Annotated in this window: 14 protein-coding genes; 2 read left to right on the top strand and 12 right to left on the bottom strand. The window is 39.2% G+C overall.

All coding sequences use genetic code 11. The features are described from left to right. Positions 1–3: 3 nt before the first annotated feature. From RB160_RS05635 to RB160_RS05655, 5 genes are all read right to left on the bottom strand, one after another. A complete protein-coding gene (locus RB160_RS05635; protein WP_316569255.1) occupies positions 4–831 on the bottom strand; it encodes a carbohydrate ABC transporter permease in 828 nt (275 codons plus the stop codon). A 17-nt stretch (positions 832–848) separates the two neighbouring features. Beyond that, on the bottom strand, positions 849–1,802 hold the full coding sequence (locus RB160_RS05640; RefSeq protein WP_316569256.1) for a carbohydrate ABC transporter permease: 954 nt from the start codon (positions 1,800–1,802) through the stop codon (positions 849–851). Between the two features lie 66 nt (positions 1,803–1,868). Beyond that, the gene (locus tag RB160_RS05645; RefSeq protein ID WP_316569257.1) at positions 1,869–3,122 is read right to left on the bottom strand and encodes an ABC transporter substrate-binding protein; all 1,254 of its coding nucleotides are present in this window, start codon (positions 3,120–3,122) and stop codon (positions 1,869–1,871) included. Between the two features lie 144 nt (positions 3,123–3,266). Further along, positions 3,267–4,025: a response regulator gene (locus tag RB160_RS05650; RefSeq protein WP_483870175.1), complete on the bottom strand. Its 759-nt coding sequence runs from the start codon at positions 4,023–4,025 to the stop codon at positions 3,267–3,269. Continuing rightward, positions 3,982–5,781: a sensor histidine kinase gene (locus RB160_RS05655; RefSeq protein WP_316569258.1), complete on the bottom strand. Its 1,800-nt coding sequence runs from the start codon at positions 5,779–5,781 to the stop codon at positions 3,982–3,984. Before RB160_RS05655 ends, RB160_RS05650 begins: the two co-directional genes overlap by 44 nt. Positions 5,782–6,019: 238 nt before the next feature. Here RB160_RS05655 and RB160_RS05660 point away from each other — a divergent pair, with 238 nt between their 5' ends. Continuing rightward, a complete protein-coding gene (locus RB160_RS05660) occupies positions 6,020–7,168 on the top strand; it encodes a hypothetical protein (RefSeq protein WP_316569259.1) in 1,149 nt (382 codons plus the stop codon). Between the two features lie 671 nt (positions 7,169–7,839). On the opposite strand, the gene RB160_RS05665 is transcribed toward RB160_RS05660, so the two are convergent. Next, positions 7,840–8,847, bottom strand: a complete 1,008-nt coding sequence (locus RB160_RS05665) for a hypothetical protein (RefSeq protein WP_316569260.1) — start codon at positions 8,845–8,847, stop codon at positions 7,840–7,842. A 331-nt stretch (positions 8,848–9,178) separates the two neighbouring features. Here RB160_RS05665 and RB160_RS05670 point away from each other — a divergent pair, with 331 nt between their 5' ends. Then, positions 9,179–10,420, top strand: coding sequence for a GIY-YIG nuclease family protein (locus tag RB160_RS05670; RefSeq protein ID WP_316569261.1), 1,242 nt, complete (start codon positions 9,179–9,181; stop codon positions 10,418–10,420). 96 nt (positions 10,421–10,516) lie between these two features. On the opposite strand, the gene RB160_RS05675 is transcribed toward RB160_RS05670, so the two are convergent. The 6 genes from RB160_RS05675 to RB160_RS05700 all read right to left on the bottom strand — a co-directional run bounded on the left by RB160_RS05675 (position 10,517) and on the right by RB160_RS05700 (position 16,699). Next, entirely contained in the window at positions 10,517–11,488 is a 972-nt protein-coding gene (locus RB160_RS05675) for an eIF2B alpha/beta/delta subunit family protein (RefSeq protein ID WP_316569593.1), read from the bottom strand. Positions 11,489–11,515: 27 nt separating this feature from the next. Next, positions 11,516–12,946, bottom strand: a complete 1,431-nt coding sequence (locus tag RB160_RS05680) for a PTS transporter subunit EIIC (RefSeq protein ID WP_316569262.1) — start codon at positions 12,944–12,946, stop codon at positions 11,516–11,518. A 91-nt stretch (positions 12,947–13,037) separates the two neighbouring features. Continuing rightward, complete coding sequence (gene licT, locus RB160_RS05685; RefSeq protein WP_316569263.1) at positions 13,038–13,880, bottom strand: BglG family transcription antiterminator LicT; 843 nt, start codon at positions 13,878–13,880, stop codon at positions 13,038–13,040. A 16-nt stretch (positions 13,881–13,896) separates the two neighbouring features. Then, positions 13,897–14,412: a PTS sugar transporter subunit IIA gene (locus RB160_RS05690; protein ID WP_316569264.1), complete on the bottom strand. Its 516-nt coding sequence runs from the start codon at positions 14,410–14,412 to the stop codon at positions 13,897–13,899. Between the two features lie 386 nt (positions 14,413–14,798). Continuing rightward, positions 14,799–16,169: a DUF5050 domain-containing protein gene (locus RB160_RS05695; protein WP_316569265.1), complete on the bottom strand. Its 1,371-nt coding sequence runs from the start codon at positions 16,167–16,169 to the stop codon at positions 14,799–14,801. Positions 16,170–16,273: 104 nt separating this feature from the next. Then, the gene (locus tag RB160_RS05700; RefSeq protein ID WP_316569266.1) at positions 16,274–16,699 is read right to left on the bottom strand and encodes a GNAT family N-acetyltransferase; all 426 of its coding nucleotides are present in this window, start codon (positions 16,697–16,699) and stop codon (positions 16,274–16,276) included. Positions 16,700–16,949 lie beyond the last annotated feature (250 nt).

The following is a 16,949-nucleotide window of genomic DNA, read 5'->3' on the forward strand; positions in this document are numbered from 1 at the left end:
CTTTTATTTCAACCCAGTAGTCTGCACTCCCTCGACAATTTTCTTTTGCGCAAAAAAGAACAAAATAAGCGGGAAAAGACTGATCAGGAACGTAACCGCCATGAGGCCGTTCGTATCCACGTCATAAACCCCTTTGAACTGTGCCAAACCAAGCGTCAACGTATATTTGCTCTGGTCATTCAAGAAAATCAGCGGTCCTAAATAATCATTCCAGCTGCCTATTATATTAAATACCGCAATCAGCACGATGACCGGCCATACGAGCGGCAAATAGATTTTGTAATAGATTTGGAATACATTCGCCCCATCCATTTTTGCCGCTTCATCCAATTCTTTCGGAATCGACATGATGAATTGCCGCAGCAGGAATATATAAAACGCGGAACCGAACCAGGAAGGAACAATCAATGCCTTCAACGTGTTGATCCAGCCAAACATATTAAATTCCATATATTGAGGGATCATCGTTACTTCCCATGGAATCATCATGGTCGCAAGCAAAATAATGAACAGCGTATCCCGCCCTTTAAATTGAAACCGCGCAAAACCGTACGCAACAAGGGTGGAGGATATAATCTGCCCAATGGTCGTCATCACCGTGACCGTCAAACTATTCACCAGGAACGTATTAAATGGCTGGCTGTTCCATGCTTTGGCAAAGTTCTCGAAATGCCATACGGAAGGAATGAATTTCGGCGGATATTGGCTAAGCTCTACCGGGCCTTTCAGCGCGGTCATCACCATCCAAAAAAACGGCAAAAGGAATAAGAGCGACAGGGCAATCAACAAACCATATACAATGATTTTCTGGATACGCATTTTCCCTTTCATCCGGAATCGGCACCTCCTTACTTTTCTTTATTTTTGACTTCACTTTCGTAAAACACCCACATGCTCGATGATTTAAAAACAAGCATCGTTAAAGTCAGCACGATTAGGAACATGATCCACGCATTGGCCGATGAATAACCCATTTTGTAATATTTGAACGCATTTTCGTACACATACATTGCATAGAAATAGGTCGACTGCATCGGGCCGCCGCCTGTCAACACAAGTGCAAGCGTCAGGGTTTGAAATGCCCCGATAATCGTCATAATCAAGTTGAAAAGAATCGTCGGTGATAACAATGGGATGGTAATTTTGAAAAACTTATAAATCTTCCCTGCCCCATCGATTTCCGCTGCCTCGTATAAATCCTGGGGAATATTTTTCAAACCCGCCAGGAAAATCAGCATCATCGTCCCCTGGGCCCATAAACTGGCGATCACCATCGCACCGAGTGCCCATTTTGCGTCACTCAGCCATCCTGGCCCCTCAATGCCAATCAACGAAAGCAAGTAGTTCAATATACCGTATTCGCCATCAAAGACCGTCCGCCAGATCATTGCCAGCGCAACGCCGGAAATAACGGAGGGAACATAGAAAAACGTTCGGAAAAGCGAGCTTCCCTTTACCTTTTGATTCAGTAAAACAGCCAGCAATAAGGCCAAGGTAATATTCAATGGAACGAAGATCATCGAATATTTCACTGTAATCCATAAGGAATGCCAAAACAGTGGGTCATCGGTAAACATCGTTATGTAGTTGGCAAACCCGACAAATGTCACTTCCCCCACAATCGGCCAATCAAAAAAGCTAATCACAAGTGAAAACAATAGCGGTCCAAGCGTAAACACAATAAAGCCAATGATCCATGGTGCAATAAACAGGTAGGGGACCAATTGGCCCCATTTCCTTTGCTTCTTAACCTGAATTGCCGGGTGTGCAGTGCCAGTGCCAATACTTAAGCCGGATTTCATCGAATGCCTCCTCTGCCATTTTATGAAGGCTCCACAACACGTTGGTGGTTGTGGAGCCTTTGCCAATTATTTTGATAAATATTTCTCCGAATCCTTCACGGCTTTATCGAGCAATGGCTTTGTATCCTGTCCAATCATCGCCGCATTTATTGCAGCGGACAGGTTGCGGTTTACCTCGTTCCAATTTTTATTCAATAGGAATGCCGGTGAATTTTCCGCTTTTTCCAGCATCGTGTAGAATGGGCTATACAATGGATCTTCCGTTACTTTTGTTTCTTCAGCAACACTTTTTCGGACAGGCAGGTCTGCTGTTCTCATTTTGATTGCCTGTTCGGAAGAGAAGAATTTTACAAACTTCCAGGCCAACTCTTTTTGCTTTGAATCTTTCGCTATTGAAATCGATGATGAGTTAATCAATCCTTTTACAGGCTTGGAACCAAACGCTGGCACCGTCACCGTTCCAAAATCAACCTTCGCATCTTGATAACTTTTTACAGACCAAACGCCATTGATAAGCATTCCAAGTTTGTTCGCTTTGAAAATCTCGCTGGCGGTTTGTTGATTCGCTCCGCCCGTCGATACAGCGATTCCTTCCTTGATCATATCGCCGTACATTTGAAGCGCATCAACCGTTTCCTTGCTATTCATGACTCCATCAATTTTCGTGCCGTCTTCCGAGATGAAGCTGCCTCCGTTGCTCCAAACCAACCATTGCAAATCGTACGGGTCCGGTTCGGACGTTACCGCAAAGCCATATTGCTTCTTGCTTTTATCCGTTAGCTTCCTGGCATTTTCTAAAAAATCGTCCCATGTCCAGCCATCCTGTGGATAAGGAATCCCCGCCTCGTCATAAAGCTTTTTATTATAATAAACAACCATTGTGGAGAAGCCGGCCGGCATTCCATAAAGTTTTCCGTCCACTCTTGAATAGTTAAACAGACCCTCGTAAAAATCGTCCATGTTAAGTTCGGAATCTTCCTCAGTATATCCATCAAGCGGTTCAAGCGAATGGTGGTACGTCGTAAAATCCCACATATACATTACATCTGGGGGATTTTTTGCCCCGAATGAAGCGGCAATCTTTTGATCAAACCCATCTCCGTAAGCCTCGACCTGCACCTTTACATCTTTATTTTCTTTTTCAAAAGCTTTTGCGATATCCTCTTGGATTTTCAGTGTATTCCCCGCATCCCAAGTGGCAAAGCGCAAAACCGTTTTTCCGTCCTTTTTCTCCGCTCCGGACGATGTGTTCGAACTGCACGCGCTCAACAAGAGAGCGATTGCAGCCAGCACAGAAAACAATACATTCCTCTTTTTCATAAGACCCCTCTTTTCGATAGTTTTTTAACTATTAAAAAAGTAACCGCTTTCATTGTATCTTTCCTGAAAGCGGTTAAACACTTCTATTTGTTTGAATTTTCGTGCAATTTTCTCCGGTTTTCCCGAAAATCGTCTTTTTGTTAGCTAGTTCTCGTCTTTTTGTTCGTTTCGGTAATCAGATGGCGGAAGTCCAGTGCATCTTTTAAACCATTTACTGAAATATTTGGCGTCCAAAATGCCAATTTGCTCGCCCACCTCTTGAATCGTCACATTCGTTCCCTTTAATAGCTGCTTTGCAAGCTGGAGGCGTTTCCCTTCAATAAAGGAATGGATGCTGCAGCCCAAGTTTTTCTTAAACAACGTGCTTAAATGGCTTCTGCTCATTCCTATATCATCGGCAATGTCCTCCACGGTCATCGGGTTTGATAAATTCCTGGCAATATACTCGATTGCTTGTTGAACAGCCTTTGGAAGGCCTGAGTAATCAGTTTCTGGCTTTGTCGCGGTTTCTGACAGTTCATTTTGAAAAGAGGAAAGGAATTGGCTTAGTTCTTGGTCATCGAAATCTGTTTTTAACAAATAACCGGATGCCCCAAGCTTTAACCCCTCTTGGGCATACTCAAAATCCTTATGGCAGCTGAGCAGCAGAATTTTCGTACGCGGCCTGCTCGCTTTTACTTTCCGCGAAAACTCAAGCCCATTCTCCTCCGGCATGACGATATCGGTAATGACAACATCCGGTTCGTGGCGCAAAAATTCCTCCCAGCCCCGTTTTCCATTCGGCGCCTCGCCGACAACGGCCATCCCAAACCTTTCCCAATCGACAGTTGCTGTCAATCCCCTGCGCACAATCGTATCATCATCCACAATCAACACTTTGATTGCTGCTCTTGTCATCCTCATCCACCCACCTTTTTGGCCAAGTTATCGAAATTGTGGTACCTTTGCCAACCACCGAATCGGTGTTGATGTGAAAATCAGTCCCATAATGGATATAAAACTTTTGCCTCACATTATATAAGCCGATCCCGCCGCGCCCCTTCTCATTTGGCCGTGTAAATAATAATTCCAGCTTTTCCGGAGGGATGCCTTTTCCATTGTCCTTTAAAACGAGTCGAAAATAGGAAAGAGTCTCTAAAAACTCGAGACCGATCGTCCCCGTTCCATCCTCGAATGCATGGAAAAAAATATTTTCAAGCATCGGCTGCAAGGTCATTCTAGGAATCAGCCCTTTTTCAAGATGCCCGTCCATTTTCAGTGAAAACGTAAAGTTTTTCCCATATCGTAATTCTTGAATGGCAAAGTAATGCTGAAGCGACTGTAACTCTTCTTTTAACGGAATCAGTTCAATCGTTGGATCCAAGTTCTTTTCCAGCACTTTCGTCAGATGCATGAGCATCTTGCCGATTTCCACATTCCCATCCATCCGGGCCTTCCATTGGATGGTATTTAACGTGTTAAAGAGAAGATGCGGATTAATTTGATAATGAATCGCTTTCATTTCAGCTTCCCGCTTGGTCGATTCTTTCTCCCTTACCTCTTCCATCAATTGCTTGATTTTTTCAACCATCCTGTTAAAATGGCTGCCAAGTTTGCCGATTTCATCCTTCTTACCGTCAGCCAATAATTTTGTGTCGAAGATTCCCTTGCTTACTTCATCAATAGCCAGTTTCAGCTTGAAAATCCGTTTTGAAAACTGATTGGAAAAAACATAGGAAAGAATGAGAGCCAGGATAAAAGCGAACAAAATTCCTATCGAAACCATTTTCAATATGACTTGGGAAGATTCATAAAACTTATCACGGGGTACGCGGATCTCAACCTCCCAATTATTAATGCTTGTATTCTCTTTCCATAGTATATCGTCGGCCGAGTCTGCCTCCGAACTTTTTGAATGATAAATGGCTTGGCCCAATTCATTTCGGATTGTGATCCTGGATTGGAGATCCTCCTCCAGCACCTCCATCAAGTGATAGACATCGTCAATATCCGTTTCAATCAAGAGATAGCTATTATTTAAAACACCGTAAGAAAACTTCAATGGAACAACTAAGCCAAGGACATGATCAACTTGATTTTCTTTAAGATGGCTCGGTTGGTAAATCCCCATTTCCGAATCCCCGCTCCAAATTGTCCTTTTCCAAATATCCTGCTTTTTAAATTCCTTTATTATAAAATCATAATCTCCGTAGTAATAGCCCGACGAAGTAATGATATAGATACCGCGGATGTTCGATTTTTTATGCGCCTGCAAAAGCCTCTGCAAATTATCCACTTCTTTAAAGTCCTCATACGTTTGGGGCTCCTGATGCTGTAAATTAACAGAAGTATTATCCCTCAAATACTGCTCGATTTCCGCCGCACTAAAATACATATCTTCCAATATTTGATCAAGCTGCGTTTTAATCTTCTCGCCGGCAAAATGGTTATAATTTGAGAGCTTCCCATTCACCACTTTAGAAGACTGATCATACGAAATGATCCCCAGCGTCAACAGCGGAATCAATGCCACGACCAAAAACATAATAAACAATCTCTTCTGTGTACTTAGATTTAGCATCGAATTCACCCATCCCCATATCCCAACCATACTAGATTCACCGTTTTTTGAAAAGTTAAAAAATACAAGATCTTTTTCTTTTTGGGAAAATTGGCCCATACACCAAGCCTCATTTCGGCAGCCAGACAGAAGATACCCATGGTTCACCATCCACCCTGAACGCACCTTACCCGAGAATAACCCAGAGAAAAACGCCCCAGTTAGGACCGTGATAGCGGCTCCAACTGGTGCGACATACTGGAAGTCTTGTCTTTTTCCAAAAGAAGGATTTACTATGATTTGCCTCTTAAGGTAAAATGTTGAATATATTCCTTTTAAGGAACAAGGGGGATTCAAAATGATGAAAATCAAAATTTCTTTGGCTATTTTCCTTTTTTTCAGCATTTTCTTTGCGGGAGGTACCGACGCCGCCTCTTTACCGGACTCTGTAGTAAAGTCTTGGACTAAACCAAAAGCTAAGAATACAGCGAATGTTACCCTTGGGCCAAACGGTTTTAAAGGAATTAGTACATATCTGGAATATGAACTTGTTAATTCAAAAGGAAAAACTTTATACAAATATAAGTCTCCGTATATAAATAGCTCGGTGATTAATAAAGATGGCTTAGTTTATTTAATTGAGGAGCACGGGAAAGTTGGCAGTAAAAAAACCTACATTGTTTCTCTAGATGTAAAAGGAAAGCAAAAATGGAAGAGGGAAGTACCTACAGGGTATGCAAAGCTCGCTTTACTAGACCAGGGAAGCCTTTTTTTAAACGGGAATGACGGGAAAAACTGGTTCATTATGAACATCGATACAAAAAACGGAAAGACAATCTGGTCTTCAAAGGCAAATGGTTACGCCTTTTACGGTCCGAGTGGCCATGTGATATTCGGAAACATGGAAAAAAGATATCCAATTTATAAAAATAATAAACTAGTACGGGAATTGACTCCTCCAGAAAATTATTATTTACTTCGCGCTTCATTCTCAAAGGGGGGGAAACTTGCCGTTGCATATCAAGCTCATGGTAAAATGCTGAATACTATAATAGTTGTATACGATGTGAATGGAAACGAATTATTTAGTAAACAAATAATTAATCCCTATCAAACAGGGCAGATACTATTTAATGAAAAGGAACAATTGTTAATCACTTATAAGGATACTAGAAATGCCGCTCTGACATGTGAATGGTATGATTCCAACAAAATGACAGAAAAAAGTGTGATTCCCAATGCAACGTCATCAGCAATAGGATTTGATGTTGAGAATTTAATCATTAATACTGATAATAACAAAAATATGTACTACCTAAATCTTACTGCACCGGTAAGCGTAAATAAATACAATAAGTCCGGAAAACTTATAGGAAAAACAATGATTCCTAAAAATTATAATTGGGAACGTTCTCATGATCTGGATAATTTTAAATACGGTTTATTTTTTATAGAATTTAAAAATAATTATTATAACAAGGATTATCATATCTATAGTTACAAATAAGAGCTACGTTGAAAAAGAACACAAAGTATGAATCCATATAATAAAGGAAAATGGCATACGTCAATGCGTATGCCATTTCAGACTGTAGACAAACTTGAATGCATCCGGGTTTGTCTACAGTTTTTTTACTTTAAAATATTATTTGAAACAACAGTGTGTCTAGATTTCCACTCCGGGTGGACGCTTTCCGCGGGCGGGGCCGAGCCGCTTCCCTCGCTACGCTCAGTCCAGGGTCTCGACTATCCCGCTACTCCCGCAGGAGTCGCCACCCTCCGTTCCAATCAACTAAAATTCCCTTTATATAAAGAACACTATGTTATGAGGTGACCTGCCATGATAAATCACTTCTATGTTACAAATATAAACATTCTATAAATTCCATATAACATTGCAAGACTAGCAATTGTACCCGAAGCCCTTCTCGGTACTCTCATCTTTATTAGTAGTAATTTTAAGAAAAGAGCAAGGACAAAAGGAAGAAACAATACCAGAAAAAGATTCAGTAGCAATTCATTCATAAAAGGCTTCAAAGGACTAAAATCAATTTGCATAATTCCCCCACTTTCATATTAACAATAGTTAAACCAAGAACGCTCTGACCACAATCGAACCCTTGCAGATAAGTGTCACTTCCTACAATAATATGTCACACAGTCATAAATTCAGTTACTTTATTCGACACTTATTTCTCCAGCATCTTTTTCATTTACAACATAATAAATGGTTCCGTTTTCGATTTTAGTAATTTCGATAGAAGCTCCATTATCAAATGACTTAAGGTTATAGACTTCGCTCCCATCAGGCGCCATCTTCCAAATAGCTGAATGATTTCCAAATGAATTAGAGAAATAGATCCAGTTATCCTTATAAAAAATATTCTGTAGAAATAATCCTTTATTTAAATTATTCTCATCATCCTTATATGGGTTTATCAGAGTGTAGGCAACTTGATTATTCGAACAACCATACATCCCGGCATAGGTTCCTTGAGAGCGTGCATCTATGAAATAATAATAACTCGTATTGTTAACTGTGAATAACAGCGTTGTCCAAACCCCATCGTCATCCGCCTCTTTACAGACAAGGGGCTTCACTCTGTCTTTGGCAATCTCAATTTCTCTCTCATCATTATGTACTTCAAGCTCTTCTCCAACTGTCGATTGTTCCTCTAAAACTGCAGAACCACCTTCCTCCAAGTAGTACTCACCTTCGTCCTCCGGCTTTATACTTTCCCCAGATGATTCTACGATCAACTCGCCATAGAGGTCTTTTGAAAAGTTCTCAGCATAAACCCTAATTCTATTTTTTCCATTAAATAATTGCGGTCCAGTTCCTTTTAATTTAAATGGCTTATTTTCACTAATTTTATCTGGATGGTATTGGGGGAAATTATAGTAGCCATGTGTAAATGAGCCATTTTTACAGTCCAAGCATTTTAGAGTAAAGCTCACCAGCCCTCCTTTTACATCAATCGGTTGATAAAAGGTCCAGTAATAAAAATATTTACCATTTTCAAGCACTGGATTTGAGGCTAATTCAAATAACTTCTCTCCATCTTTTGAGTAAGCTATTAAATTATTGCTTTGTTCCTTTTTTCCTGCTGAGTTGTCCGAACATCCTACTAAAAGAAAAATAAAAATGATCATGAGCGGTAAAAAATACACTCTTCCTTTTTCCATCAACGAACCTCCAAAACAGAAATGAGCATTTATCAATTAACATAATTATACAACAATAGAAAATCAAAGGAAGGTCTTAAAAAGGCATCATTCGTTAAAACAAAAGGTTTACCCCGTAATGCTTTGTCCCATTACGTCAGGGCAGCAAATCTTTCTAGACTCCCTCTTGCTAACCTTTCTTTTAATAGGTGACAAGTTTTACTTTAATGTTTTACGACCTTCATAATTAATTGGGATAAATTACTAACATCAAACACTATAGTTAAAAAATGTGTTAGATGGTAATATTTTATTATAATTTTATAGTTCCGTGGTGACGGGGAGGATACGTATGAATGTTGAGACAGCAAATGAAATTGCCAGGATCCTTATTAATGAATTTGAAGCCAAGATGGATTTTATTTTTACCGATTTAGAAGATGAGAATGATAAATTAAATAGACTTATTTACCTGCATGTTAATTTATTTGGGAAGGATTCCGATGAAAGAGCAAACGTTATTGCTTTATATCTTGTTATAGAAAAGTTGTTTGATGATATCGAATTAGACGCACAAGAATTGTTAAGCAAGGTTACTGCTTATAAGTTAGCCTCAGAAAGATACAATGAAAACAAAGAGGAAAAACAAGAAACTACACATAGTGAATTTGAGAGCGGGTATATTTATGTACTAATCAATCCATCACTTCAAGGTATGGTTAAGATTGGAAAAACAAAAAGGGACCCCGCCCAAAGGGTTGATGAGTTATCAAGTGCTACTGGAATTCCAACTCCGTTTACTTTAGTTTATAAAGAGTTTTTTGATGATTGTTCTAAAGCTGAAAAAATGATACATGGCTTGCTTGAACAGGAGGGCTATAGAGTTTCGAAAAACAGAGAATTTTTTGATATCTCTATTCATGAATCAATAAAATTAATCCAGTCAGTAGCTCAAAATGTAAATAACCATAATTTTGCTGGCTTGAGTGAAACAAATTATGAAACTACATCTCAAAACACTTTAGCCGAGGAGTTATATGAAAAAGCAGAAACCTACTATTATGGATACGATGACGAATTTGAAGATTATGAAAAGGCTCTGCAGTATTTTATAAAAGCAGCTGACTTGGGACATGCTTACAGTGCATGGCATGTTGCGATAATGCATAATCTTGGAGAAGGGTGCAAAAAAAATCCCCGAATCGCTCTGGAGTATTATAAAAAGGCAGCTACATTAGGGCTTAATGATAGTTTTGTATCAATGGCAGAAATATATGGAGATACAGAATCGGGCTTATTTAGCATGAATAATGCTCTAAAATGTTGGAAGAATTACTTTGAAAAGTATGATTTTGTTTATTCTCCTGACACAAGTAAATTGTCTAATATTAATACAGGTGTACATTTAGAAAAATATGTGGAATTTTGTCTAGATAACGATATTACGATTCAGTATCTAGATATATTAACAGAGTATAAGCAACTGATAATTGATGCTATAGATAAAAAAATAAGTGTTTTTGAAAATCACGGACTTGATGATTATGTAGATAAATTTGAGAATGAAAAGATTTATGTAAGGAATAATCTCTAGGGATTGCACGAATGAACGAATAGAAGCCCCCGATGCAACCGCGGAAACGGTTATATCGGGGGCCTTATCATTCAACGAAAACTATCCAGAAGAAATCTAAAAATTAATTTCTTTCACAGTCGTAACTATATTCTCCAGCCTAGTCCAATAATCAGCAACCATGGAAGGCGGAATTACGCCAAATTCACAAATAATTGAATGGATATCTCCTGCGTACGTTAAATCAAAAAATTGATTAATTACCTCAATTCCATCCATGCTATCAAAATCGCCTGCTTGAATAACTTCGCTAATCGTGCGCCGCTCAAGTTCCACCTGGTGGCCTTCGAGTGTCCGCAAATCAATTTTGTAAATTTCACTGGCAATGTATAACCTTTTATGGCACTGCTTGGCCAATTTGCTAATTAACGCGGTCCCCATCTTATTGGCAACGCTGCCGTCATACGTAATCGTATCCGCGCCGGCAATAATGTAATCACATTCAGGCATAAACTCCCATATGGATGCATCCGTAATATACGTGACAGGAACCCCATGGCTTTGTAAGATTTTCGCAGCTAATCTCGATTCTCTTAGCGGGCGGGATTCTGTGCAGATGACACTAAACCTTTTACCGGAATCTGCAGCCTGGATAAAAATGCTCATCAGTGCACTGCTATAGCTATGCATCATAATAATGTCACCATTTTTAATCATATTTGCCCCGTATGCACCAAGCTTCTCTACAGCTTCTAAAGAGTAATCAATGATTCGTGAACAAAGCCCGCTTATTTCCCGTTGAATGTCTAAAACCGCTACATCGTCTGCAAACGAGTCTAACAGCTCATAAACTAGTTTTTTCGAATTATATATGGTCGCCATGGTTGGCTTCAGTTTCAGCATCTCAGAGGAAATGTGATCAAACCTTGTTTTCAGTTCTTGCTTGCTCGTAAAAGTTTCCTGGTCACAGCATAATTTATATGCCCAGGCAGCCGCCCTGCCAAAAGGGCTTCCACCTTTCACATTCATATTTTCGATTTCTTCTATAACATGCTCCGCTGATGTAAATTCGATATCTGTAACTTTCATCAATCTTAAAACCCCCAACGATATATTTTACGCAGTATAGGGCACTGCACTCTCACCTTTGGAACTTGCGACTTCCACTTTTTCATTGATCCCAAATAGGTAAGTTAGAACAAACGTAATCAGACTTCCAACAGCTGCCCCAATCATAAGTCCGGTAAATCCAACCCCGAAATAGGCCGGCAGTGAATAAATACTTAATGCAACAGGTGCTGTTACACCGGCAAGGCTTCCTCCGGCAATCGCCCCTCCGACTGCGCCGCCGACAAGGACGAAATAAAAAGGTTTTTTATACTTCAAGTTGATACCATACATAACCGGCTCAACAATACTGCCTCCAAAGAAGCCTGTCAGCGTCAGGGTCATTGCCGTTTTCTTCACTTTTGGATCTTTTGCTTTCAGTGCAACCGCGAGACCCGCCGCATATTGGCACATAAGGCTCGGTGCATGAGTGACAATAACGGTATCCCTGCCAAGGGTCGCGATATTCGGAACAGTTACTAACGACAGGATAACGATATGCATCCCGCCAATAATCAGGATTTGCCATGTACCGCCAATGAGTGCCCCGGCCAATATAGGACTGAATTGATAGAGTGATGTGAAAATAGAAGTGATAAACGTTCCTGTCCAATTTCCAATCGGGCCGAGAACCAAGATGGTTACAGGAGCAACTACCAGTAAACTAATAAACGGAACCATAATTGAATTCAGAGCCTTCGGGATGATCCTTTTTAGCAGGAACTCAACTTTTGAAAGCAAATAGACTGATAGAATAGCAGGCAGAACTGAACTGGCGTAATATACATTTGTTACAGGGATGCCCAGGAAAGAAACATCACTGTTCTCCAAAAGCTTAAGGAAATTGGGGTGCAGCAGCAGCCCAATGATAATCAGTGCAACGCCGATATTCGTTTCGAATCTCCGAGCTGCCGACCAAGCGACGAGCATCGGAAGGAAATAGAAGAAAGAATCCGAGAGCGTCATTAAGATTGCATAGGTAGTGTTGGAATCAGTTACACCAAAAAAGACATCAAGGATAATACAGAGAACCTTCAGGAAACTCATGCCCAGCATAGCAGGGATAAGCGGTGTAAAGATTCCTGACAAAGTCCCAATCAGATTATCCATAACCTTCTGCTTCCCTCGTTCGCCAGGGCCTTTCGCCTCAGTGCCCGATACGCTTGATTCCGGACGGCCGCCGAAACCTCCTGCTCGATCACATAGTTTTAAAAATTCTTTGTAAACATCATCAACAATTGCTCCGAGGACAATTTGATACTGTCCGCCGAAATCCATCACCTTAATAACTTCTGGCATTCCGCTTAGTTCGTCATGCTGTATCTTTGCTTTATCCTTCACAACAAGCCGGAGCCTAGTCATGCAATGAGTAACCGATGAAATATTTTCATTTCCTCCAACCAGCTCGAAAATCCTTTTAGCCAATTGAACAGTATCCATTATTCAAAACCTCCTTTAATTAATTGGGCAAGCATTTAAAAGCGACGTCTCGCTTTATACATAACGGCCTATGCGCAATTAGCCATTACTGCTACTTTTTGTTATGAATAATCATCGAATTGATATGGATCAACAAATACCCTAGTTCCGCATTCGGTACAGAATAGTTGTATTTTTCTTTTAAAAACCCAGCAATTTTCCTTACACATTCGTATTCCACCTTGAATCTATCCTTTGTAACCTCATATAAATATTCATCATTATTCCTGTATTCTTTATTGGAAAACAGACGGTAAAGGAAGAATTTCAGATGTGTAATAAACCGAATATAAAATACTGAATTTACATCCAGTTCTAGTTGAAAACAAGATTCAATAATTGAAACCAAATGAGTGATCACAATCGTGATTTCCCTCGCGCTAGTTGTGGAGCCATTTAAAGTAGCATTCATTATATTAAACGCAATAAAGCCCGCTTCGTCCTCATCCAGCATAATGCCTGTACGCGATTTAATGATTTTCAATGCACAAAGTCCAACGTTAAACTCATTTGGATAGAACTTTTTAATTTCCAACAGCAACGGGTTTTCGATAGACTCATTCGACTTTTTTCTTTCTATCGCAAAAGCGATATGGTCAACGAGAGATATAAACAAATTATTTTCTTTGAAATTGGTATTAAGCTCTTTCTTCGCCGTCTCGACAATTTCATTCGTGGCAGTTATATAAGGTTGCGGAATGGACCTCATCAATTCCTCAAGGTAATGGATCTCATTTGGCGTTTCCAGGACAAACTTTTTTTCGATTTGGGCTTCATCCACACGCTGCCTCGCTTTTTTTTGGAAGCCAATTCCTTTTCCAAATAAAATCACCTCGTTACCCTGATCATCCAGTGCAACAATGGCATTGTTGTTCATTAGCCTGGAAATAATCATCTTGATTCCTCCTCGTTTAACTACTCTTCACAGAAAACAAGGCTTCCCCACATTGGATTCGTTTTGGTTCAAAGGAAATCCCTTTATAATCATTTGAATTCAGAAGAATAACCATAATATCCGGGTCATACCTTTTCTCTTTTATTAATTGCAAATCAAATTTGATTAACAATGTGCCTACATCCACCCGATCGCCTTTTTTCACAAATGGGGTAAATCCCTCGCCATTCATCTCGACGGTGTTCACCCCGATATGCAAAAGGATTTCTTCACCATGGTCCCCGTTGATTCCAATTGCATGGTAGGTAGGAAAAAGCGCCGTAACCTCACCAGAGACAGGAGAATAAAGCTCGCCTTGCTCAGGAAGAATCGCACAGCCAGTTCCCATGATACCCTCACTAAAAACTGGGTCGTTTACCTCTGCCAAGACGATGGCCTCTCCATAGGCTGGCGAATAGACAGGAATATCCCCTGGAACCGTGTCTGTTTCACTTGAAAAAATCGATTTAAAATCTTTCATTATTTTTTTCAATGTGCCTTCATTCCTTTCCGTAGATACATGGCTGTGTGGTTTGTTTTACGAAAAAGCCGACTCTATACATCGATAAACAAAAAAAGACCCAAAACAAATTTCGAAAAATTTGTTTTGAGTCTTGCCTAACGAAAATTAGCCGAAATCCACGCCCTACTTGGACGCAGCCCTTCGAAAGTCACAATCTCAATGAATAAGTATTTAAATGTCAGAATGTAAGCTCTTTCAAACCTAATGGTATCATAGCAAATTTGAAGATTCAATATATTTGTGGGAATTTTTAAAAAATCAAATATTACTTAAAGCGAATTAGAACCCAACTACTTTTACAATTATAAAAAACGAGTGACCAATTAACATACAATTGCCCACTCCTTCCTAACCCCTTAGTTCACCGAAACATAAACCTTCCTCAAACCATTCACAGTTTCCTGTTTTACAACTGCCCCAAAATAAATAGTGAAAAAATCATCCGGTGCATACATATGATTATTTACAAACATGGGAGTTGCCACATACCCATACGTTCCTTTTCTTTTTGATACCTCATACAGTTTATCATCTTTATAAAAAATCTCTTTCCCTAAATTTATTACCATGACTTCCCCGTTCTTTGTCAATGTCATCGACATATAATCCTCATCATACTCATAGGTATACCCACGCTTCTTAACAATCGTGTCTATCGGCAAATACAATACTCCCGAATTCTCATGAAACCCCCTCTTATCCAATACATTATTCACATACAACTCAGGTTCCTTTATTTCTACAGGTTTTACGACCTCTTTCTTTCCCATAAATAACTGATTTCCTGTACCATCTAATTTCATCCGATAATGATAATACTTCCCATCATCCAAATTATGATCCCACTTTATGTAATAAATATATCCATCCACTACATTGTAATTCGTTGTCTGTCCAGTTACCAACCGCTTCTTTCCCGTTCCATCTATCTTCATCCGATACAATGCACGGTCATTCACACTTCCATCCTTTTCTCCTAATTTCATATAATACACATAGTCATTTGCCACACTTATAAGACCTGGATGGTCATTCGATAACAGTATTCTTTTCTTACCATCCACACTCATTTTATAAAACTTCTGATTCGATCCATAATAAATCCACCCCTTATACACAGTCATATTCTGTATATGCATGTCTTTATTATTTAAACGAACCCGATTCTTCCCATCTACACCTATCTTATATAATTTCTCCCCGTCACTATGATTCGTATAATAAATAGTATTCCCTACTATATGGATCTGCGCCGCAGCATCATTGCTTATCTTTACTAACTTCTTTCCATCCAAACTTACCTTATACAACTTCCAATCATCTTTTAAATTATGAAAATATATCCAGTTCCCTACCGCTACAAAATACTCTCCCCATACATTTAAACTCTGCTTCCCAGTTCCATTCGTCTTTATCCTATACAATTTTCCAATCTCTGTCATACTTGCAAAATAAACGTAATCTCCTATTACATTTAACTGATCGACACCTTTTACATTTAAATAAGTGTTTTGCGTCCCATTCGTCTTTATCTTATATAAACCCCTATTTCCGTTGCGATGAATATAATATATCCAATCCCCTTGTTTCGTTACTTCTCCACCATTCGCTATATTATTTGCACTATTACCTTCTTTATTTACTCCAGACGCGTTAACAACCATTCCTCCACTAAATATCCCAATCCCTATAACAAATGCAATACACATGCTGAGTAATCTCTTCATCATAGTCCCCCATTAACTTACTTCAAATTTAATTAAATTTAATTTTACTACCTGCTGATCTTCGTTTTTAACGCATTATCAGTAACTAACTTAATAGAGCCCTATTAAGAATTAATCGGTCTATCCTTTCTGATCTCCATCCAATCCAAAGGACGTGAAATTGGATTAAAACCAACTTTACTATAAACACCATGAGCATCCTTTGTAATTAATAGCCATTGATATACTTCCTTTAATTCTTCATGACTAAGTATGTATTGAACCATTTTTTGGCCAAGTCCATTTCTTCTAAAGTCTTCATGAACATACACATCAAGAATATATGCAAATCTTGTTTTATCGGAAATCACTCTTGCATAACCTATCTGATTATTATCAATAAAAACTCCAACAACTAATGCGGAATTTTCAGCACCTTTTATTACTTCGTCAACTTTTATTCCCTTACACCAAAATGCATTTGAAAGCATTTCAGTAACCTTCTCAAAATCCATATTTTTCAATCCTTCTTTAATTGTAATACCTTCCACGTTCCTCCTCCTTAATCGAATGTAATATTTTACTAGTGTGGATTAATCACATTATACAGAAAGTGGATAATTCTGCATACAACAATTTTCGACATTCAATCCAACTGCCCTTTTGGGGAAAAGTGGACAATACACCTTGCCTGCCTATGGCAGCCAGACAGCAAATACACGCCATTCGCCTTCCCCCCACTGAATCGTCAAGTGAGTTCAACTTTTTTTAAATTTATTTACATCGTCAATTAGCACAAAA

This window comes from Neobacillus sp. YIM B06451 (genome assembly GCF_032667185.1).
Classification (GTDB): Bacteria; Bacillota; Bacilli; order Bacillales; family Cytobacillaceae; genus Bacillus_D.